At 69.4% G+C, this 6539-nt stretch carries 8 protein-coding genes; 2 read left to right on the forward strand and 6 right to left on the reverse strand.

The genetic code is table 11. The features are described 5' to 3' along the window. Window positions 1–22 precede the first annotated feature (22 nt). Window positions 23–811, reverse strand: a complete 789-nt coding sequence (locus tag AC27VN_RS04320) for an AraC family transcriptional regulator (protein WP_490875754.1) — start codon at window positions 809–811, stop codon at window positions 23–25. A gap of 95 nt (window positions 812–906) precedes the next feature. Here AC27VN_RS04320 and AC27VN_RS04325 point away from each other — a divergent pair, with 95 nt between their 5' ends. Next, the gene (locus tag AC27VN_RS04325; protein WP_490875755.1) at window positions 907–1302 is read left to right on the forward strand and encodes a hypothetical protein; all 396 of its coding nucleotides are present in this window, start codon (window positions 907–909) and stop codon (window positions 1300–1302) included. A gap of 68 nt (window positions 1303–1370) precedes the next feature. On the opposite strand, the gene AC27VN_RS04330 is transcribed toward AC27VN_RS04325, so the two are convergent. After that, window positions 1371–2207 carry a helix-turn-helix transcriptional regulator gene (locus AC27VN_RS04330; protein ID WP_490875756.1) on the reverse strand — a complete coding sequence of 279 codons (837 nt, stop codon included), beginning with the start codon at window positions 2205–2207 and terminating at the stop codon, window positions 1371–1373. A gap of 93 nt (window positions 2208–2300) precedes the next feature. On the opposite strand from AC27VN_RS04330, the gene AC27VN_RS04335 reads away from it, so the two are divergent. Further along, window positions 2301–3194, forward strand: coding sequence for an SDR family oxidoreductase (locus AC27VN_RS04335; RefSeq protein ID WP_490875757.1), 894 nt, complete (start codon window positions 2301–2303; stop codon window positions 3192–3194). A 4-nt stretch (window positions 3195–3198) separates the two neighbouring features. Here AC27VN_RS04335 and AC27VN_RS04340 read toward each other — a convergent pair whose 3' ends face one another. The 4 genes from AC27VN_RS04340 to AC27VN_RS04355 form a co-directional block, all read right to left on the reverse strand. Next, the gene (locus AC27VN_RS04340; RefSeq protein ID WP_490875758.1) at window positions 3199–4308 is read right to left on the reverse strand and encodes a M14 family metallopeptidase; all 1110 of its coding nucleotides are present in this window, start codon (window positions 4306–4308) and stop codon (window positions 3199–3201) included. 25 nt (window positions 4309–4333) lie between these two features. Further along, on the reverse strand, window positions 4334–5638 hold the full coding sequence (locus AC27VN_RS04345; RefSeq protein ID WP_490875759.1) for an MFS transporter: 1305 nt from the start codon (window positions 5636–5638) through the stop codon (window positions 4334–4336). Window positions 5639–5662: 24 nt separating this feature from the next. Continuing rightward, window positions 5663–6022: a RidA family protein gene (locus AC27VN_RS04350; RefSeq protein ID WP_490875760.1), complete on the reverse strand. Its 360-nt coding sequence runs from the start codon at window positions 6020–6022 to the stop codon at window positions 5663–5665. Next, window positions 6019–6539, reverse strand: a 521-nt coding sequence (locus tag AC27VN_RS04355; protein WP_490875761.1) for an alpha-hydroxy acid oxidase, incomplete at its 5' end; no start/stop codon positions are given. The genes AC27VN_RS04355 and AC27VN_RS04350, both read right to left, overlap by 4 nt.

The raw sequence follows: 6539 nt of genomic DNA on the forward strand, positions 1-6539 counted from the left end.
GCGCCGCGCAGGCATGCACCGATCAGCTCTGCCGATCGGCGAAGTACCTTCCTGGCGATTGGCCGAACTCCCGGCGAAACATCGCGATGAAGTTGCTCGGCGTCGCATAGCCGAGGGCGTCCGCGACATCGGCCACCGCCTGGCCGTTCGCCAGCCGTTCGAGCGCGTTCGCAAGACGGGCGTGCTGCCGCCACCGTGCCAGGCTCATGCCGGTCTGCCCGACGAAATGCCGGCGTGCCGTGCGCGCGGACAAGCCTGCCCATGACGCAAGCTCCGCGAAGGTTCGCGGATCCTCGGGGTGCTCGATCAGCTGTTGCGCGATCTGCAGCAGGCGTCGCTCGGTCGGCAGCGGCAGATGGAGCGGCTCGTGTGGCGCGAGCCGGACCTCGTCCAGCAGCACCATGCACAGGCGCTCCTGCTCGGGCTGCAGCGCGTCCTTCCGGCTCCAGCCTGCGGCCCTTCGAACGAGCGCCCTCAGCAGTTCGTTCACGCCCAGCACGCACGGCTGCGACGGAAGCACCGCCGCCGCATCGGGCCTGAGCATGAGCCCCCAGCCGCTCAGCGCGCCGCTGACGCTCACCTTGTGCTGCACGCCAGCAGGAATCCATCCCGCGCGGTGAGGCGGCATCAGCCAGGCACCATGGGGAGTCCGCACCTGGACCAGGCCCTGCTCGATGCAGAAGAGTTGTCCTCTCACATGGCGGTGCCAGTCGTACTCGTGCGTTCCGAGCCGAAACTCGTTGCCGGGTGCATCGTTGCCCTGGAAGGCAACCAGCAGCGGACCATCGGCGCGCTCGCTCAATTGCGTCATCGGCGTTCTTCCCTCGGCTGAAATTGGCCGGATCTCATTGCTCGCTGTCCCCGTCTCATTACCGAATGCGCGAACTGGCGTCCTACGCTCGGGTCATGGAATCCACAGACCACTTCACCGTGCACGACGTGAGCGAATTCCCCGTCGTGCGGTCCCGCGCCACCGCCATCCGTCCCGGCTATGCCGTGCAATGGGAACGCGAGATGAATGCCTTGCTGGAACACGCCAGCCCCTTCGTTCTCCTGATGGAAGAAGGCCAACCGCAAGAGTCGCATGATGACCGCAAGGCGCGCGGACTATGGCTCAAGCGCAACAAGACCGCGCTGGCTTCGTTCTGCAAGGCAGTCGTCATCATCGAGCTCGATGCAGTCCAGCGTGAGGCCTTCAAGGCCCAGACCGCGATGGCGACCAAGGCGTTCGGCGTGCCGATGGAAGTCGCCGCATCGAAAGCCGATGCAGAGGAACTGGCGGGCCGGCTCCTTGGCCGTTGAACAACGCCCATGTGCCGCTCCCGCACTCGGAAGCGATCCGCTGAAGCAAGGCGGCCCGCGCCGCCCCTTCAGACCAACGCCCCGATCCTCTGCGCATCCCCCGGCGTCGTCGGGTTGTAGACCACCAGGCTCAGGTCCGGCCGCCCATCGACCGCGAACGACGAGTACTCGAAGGCCAGCGGCCCGAGCACCGGATGGCGGATGTGCTTGACCGTTTCGCCGTGCACGCCGACCACGTCGTTGTCGCGCCACATCGCGTCGAACTCGGGGCTCAGCCGGCACAGCTCGTCGACCAGCGGCTGCACCAGCGCCGCGGCACCGGCGCGGGTGGCGTCGGCGCGGAAGGCACCGAGCGCGAAGCGCGCCACGCTCTGCCAGTCGTACTGCGCGGCACGTGCGCGCGGGTCGAGGAAGATGAAGCGCAGGATGTTGCGCTGGCCGGGCGGCAGCAGGCCGTAGTCCACGAGCATCACGCTCGAGGCGCGGTTCCATGCCACCACGTCCCAGGTCGCGGTGCGCATCAGCGCGGGACAGGGATGCAGCGCATCGAGCACGCGCTGCAGCCGCGGCGTGACGCCCTCGGGCTGGCGATAGCGCACCTCGGGCGGGCGGCCCAGGCCCAGCAGGTAGAGGTGCTCGCGCTCGATCTCGGTGAGCATCAGCGCCTGTGCGATGCGCTCGAGCACCTCGGCCGAGGGCGCGCCGCCGCGGCCCTGTTCGAGCCAGGTGTACCAGGTGGCGCTGATGTGGGCGCGCTGCGCGACCTCCTCGCGGCGCAGGCCGGGCGTGCGACGCCGATCCGGCGAGTAGCCGAAGGCCGCGGGATCGAGCCGGGCGCGGCGATCCTTCAGGTAGTTGCCCAGGGCATTGCCGTCCGCCGGATTGCCGTTTGCCATTGCGCTCATGCTGTTAGCCGCCATACCACGATAACGTCACTACTTTACCGGGATGGCTCGCGGTCGGAGACTGGCCTCCAACCCAACCTGGAGATCTTTCCCATGCGAGTGTTCGTCACAGGCGCGACCGGTTTCATCGGCCTGCCCGTCGTCAAGGAACTGGTGGCGGCCGGCCACCAGGTGATCGGCCTGAGCCGTTCACAGGAGAAGGCGGCCGCCTTGAAGGCCGCCGGCGCCGAGGTGCTGCACGGCACCCTGGAGGACGCCGGCAGCCTGCGCGCCGGCGTGGAGCGCGCCGATGGCGTGATCCACCTGGCCTTCAACCACGACTTCTCGCGCTTCGTGCAGAACTGCGAGGACGACCGCCGGGTCATCGATGCGCTGGCCGCCGCGCTCGCGGGCTCCGATCGGCCGCTGGTCGTCACCTCCGGCACCGGCATCGCCAACACGGTGGCGGGCCAGCCGGCGAAGGAAGACCATCCGACCGTGGGCGCCGACACGCATCCGCGCGCGGCCTCGGAAGAGGCGGCCAATGCCGCCGCCAAGGCGCATGGCGTGAACGTGTCGATCGTGCGGCTGCCGCAGGTGCACGACACGGCGCGCCAGGGCCTGATCAGCCCGTTGATCGAGATGTACCGCGACAAGGGCGCCTGCGCCTATATCGGCGACGGCCTCAACCGGTGGCCCGCCGCGCATGTGCTCGACGTGGCGCGGCTCTTCAGGCTCGCTCTCGAGAAGGCCGCGCCGGGCGCGAAGTACCACGCGGTGGCCGAGGAAGGCGTGGCGATGCGCGAGATCGCCGAGGCGCTCGGGCGGCGGCTGCAACTGTCGGTCCGCTCCCTCACGGCCGACGAAGCACCGGGCTTCTTCGGCTGGCTCGCGATGTTCGCGGGGATGGACCTGCCCGCCTCGAGCGCGTGGACGCGCGAGACCCTGGGATGGCAGCCGACGGGCCCGGCGCTGATCGCCGACCTGGAGCGGCTGCGGACGGCCTGAACGATCAGGCCTCGCGCAAGCCCTGCAGCGTCTGCAGCAGCACCACGCGCGTCTGCCCCAGCACCATGCCCTTCCACTCGTCGTTGTCGCAGTAGAAGGCATCGCGCAGCTGCTGGCGGATCTCGCGCCGCTGCGACTCGGGCGCTTCCGGATGACGGCGCAGCCAGGTGTCGGCGCTCAGCCGCAACAGCATGTCGTCGACGGGGATGGTGCCGAACTCGAGGCCCATGGGCGCGATGCGCGCTCGTGGGCATTCGTCGTAGGCGGCGGAAACCACAGGCCCCGACACATGCGCGGACACGGAGTCCTCGCCGAACAGCGCGAAGACGTCGGCGCCCCACCAGGCGCGCGCGAGCGCGAGGTCCTCGGGCGCGTTGCGGCCCGGGTAGACCTTCTCGCCGTGGCCGTAGGGGCCCAGGCCCGTGTGCACGTCGATCCAGCCGATGTGCGTGGCCGAGGCCGCGTACTTGCGCAGGATCGACCGGATGGTCCTGTTGCTCCACGAAGGCGCGGTGCCGCCGTAGAACAGGCCGTCGGGCGAAACGTACTGGCCCTTGGTGACGGCGGCGCGGAAGGCGCGCATGCCGTGCTTCTCGATGTAGGCGGCCACGGCCGCTTCGTCGGCCGGCGTGGGCGGCCAGCTCGCGGGCAGCACCAGCGGTTCGACCTCGGTGTACTCGGCGTTCACCGGCAGCGGCGCGCCGAAGTCGATGTGGTTGCGGTTGAGGTCGATGTTGTCCTCGTTGGTGCGGTGCAGGTGCGAGAAGCCGTGCGGATTGACGGCATGCACCAGCAGCAGCGCAACGCCGGCCTGCTGCAGCCGCGAGAGCAGGTCCTCGTCATGCAGGGTCGCGACCTGCGCGCCCGAGCCGCAGAAGCCCTCGGGGCCGTGCGTGCCCGAAGTCACGAGCAGCAGCTTCTTCGCATCGATGGCGCCGAGCAGCGCGACGTCGGTCGCGAGTTCCTCGCCGAGGGCGCCGCGATGCGCCTCGTTGACGAAGGACTCCATCGAAGCGCCGCGAGCGCGCGCGGCCTCGAGGAACTTGGCGCGGGCCTCGACGTAGGTGCCCGAGAAATGCCGCGTGGCGGCGCTGCTGTGATGGGAGATGGTCATGGAAAGCTTCAGAAGAGGCGATCGTTCAGGCGTGCGCACCGGCCGCATCGATGTCGCGGCCCGTGTGGTCGCGCAGCCAGATCAGCCCCAGCAAGGAGACGGCAGTCATCGCGACCAGGTACCACGCCGGCGCGAGCTTGCTGCCGGTGGCGTTGAGCAGCCATGTGCTGATGAAGGGCGCGAAGCCGCCAAACAGTGCCACGCCCACGCTGTAGACCAGCGACATGCCGCTGGCGCGCACCGCCTTCGGGAACATCTCGGGCAGCATCGTGATGCTCGGTGCGGTCTGGCCCACCAGGCCCAGGCTCAGCACGCCGAGCACGGTGAACAGCACCGCCGGCGTGGGCGAGGCGTTGAGCCAGAGAAAGCCCGGGTAGATCAGCAGCACGAGGAGGACACGGCTCCACAGGATCAGCGGCTTGCGGCCCACGCGGTCGGACAGCGCACCGACCAGCGGCGACACCACGAACAGGATCAGGCCCGTGATCGCCGCGCCGAACAGCGCCACCGAAGGCGCGAGCCCCAGCTCGCGCACCGCGTAGGTCGGCATGTAGAAGGTGATCACGTAGGCGGCCGTGGTGCCGCCCACCATGGTCAGGATGGCCGCGAGCACCGTGCCGCCATGCTGCGTGCAGACGATCCGCAGGCTGCTCTCGCGCGGCTTCGCGCTCGCATCGGGCGCGATCTCGAGCGACTCGTGAAGGTGGCGGCGGATGTACATGCCCACCGGCGCGATCAGCATGCCGATGAAGAAAGGCACGCGCCAGCCCCAGCTTTCCATGGACTGCGGCGACAGCGTGAAGGTCAGCGTGCCCACGACCACCGCGCCGAGCATCACGCCCAAGCCCTGGCTCGCGAACTGCCAGCTCGCCATGTAGCCGCGGTTCTGTGGCGTCGCATGTTCCACCAGCAGTGTGGTCGAGGCGCCGACCTCGCCACCGGCCGAGAAGCCCTGGATCAATCTCGCCAGCACGATCAGCACCGGCGCCGCGACGCCGATGCTCGCGTAGGTGGGCGTGAAGGCGATCACCGCGCAGCCCAGCGCCATCAGGAAGATGGTCAAGGTCATGGCCTTCTTGCGGCCCGCGCGGTCGGCATAGGCGCCAATCACGATGCCGCCCAGCGGCCGCATGATGAAGCCGACACCGAAGGTCGCGACCGTGAGCAGCAACTGGCCGTAGCCGCTGAAGGTGGGAAAGAAGAGCTTGCCGATCACCAGCGCGAGGAAACCGTAGACGGTGAAGTCGAAGATCTCGAGTCCGTTGCCGATGGTGGTGGCGACGATGGTCCGGCGCCGGCTGATGGCGGTATGCGCGGAGGTTGTGCTCATGGGCGTCGAGGGAGGGAAGGAATGTCAGTCGGTGCCGGTGGCGGCGATCACGGCCACCTCGACCAGGAGCGCGGGCAGCGCGAGCCGCGCACCCACGGTCGCGCGCGCCGGTGCGCATCCGGGCGGCAGCCAGTCGGTCCACGCGCGGTTCATCTCGGCGAAGCCGTCGATGTCGGCGAGCCAGATGGTGGCGCTCAGCAGCCTCGACTTGCTCGAGCCCGCCTGCGCCAGCAGCGCGTCGATGCGCCGCAGGATGCGCGCCATCTGTTCGCCCACGGTCGCCGCGGGCTGCACCAGGTCCACCTGGCCGGAGAGATAGACGATGCCGCCATGCACCACGGCCTGGCTCATGCGTTCGTCGGTATGCAGTCGCTCGATGTTCATGCCGTCTCCTGTCGCGGCGCCACGGGAGCGGCCCCGCGCACCATGTGGGCGCCGATCGACGCCACGCTGCCGGCGCCCATCAGGCACTGGCAGACCTCGAATTCCTCCTTGAGCAGGGCCAGCGCCCTGGCAACGGCCGGCTCGCCGCCCGAGGCGACCGCATAGAGCGTGGGCCGCCCGATCTGCACGGCCGTGGCGCCGAGCGCGAGCGCGCGTGCGATGTCGCTGCCGGTGCGCACGCCGCTGTCGAGCAGCAGCGGCAGGCGGCCACCGGTCTCGCTCGCGAACTCGGGCAGGATCTCGATCGGCGCGACGGCACCGTCGAGCTGCCGCCCGCCGTGGTTGCTGATCACGATGGCATCGACGCCGAGCTGCTGCGCGCGGCGGCCCTGCGCGGGATCGAGCAGACCCTTGACGATCAGCTTGCCGGGCCAGCGCTCGCGCACCCAGGCGATGTCGTCCCAGCCCAGCGAGGGATCGAGCTGGGCCTGCATGGTCTGCGCGATGGTGTGGGTGG

Source organism: Variovorax sp. 20P10.2.4, assembly GCF_058244205.1.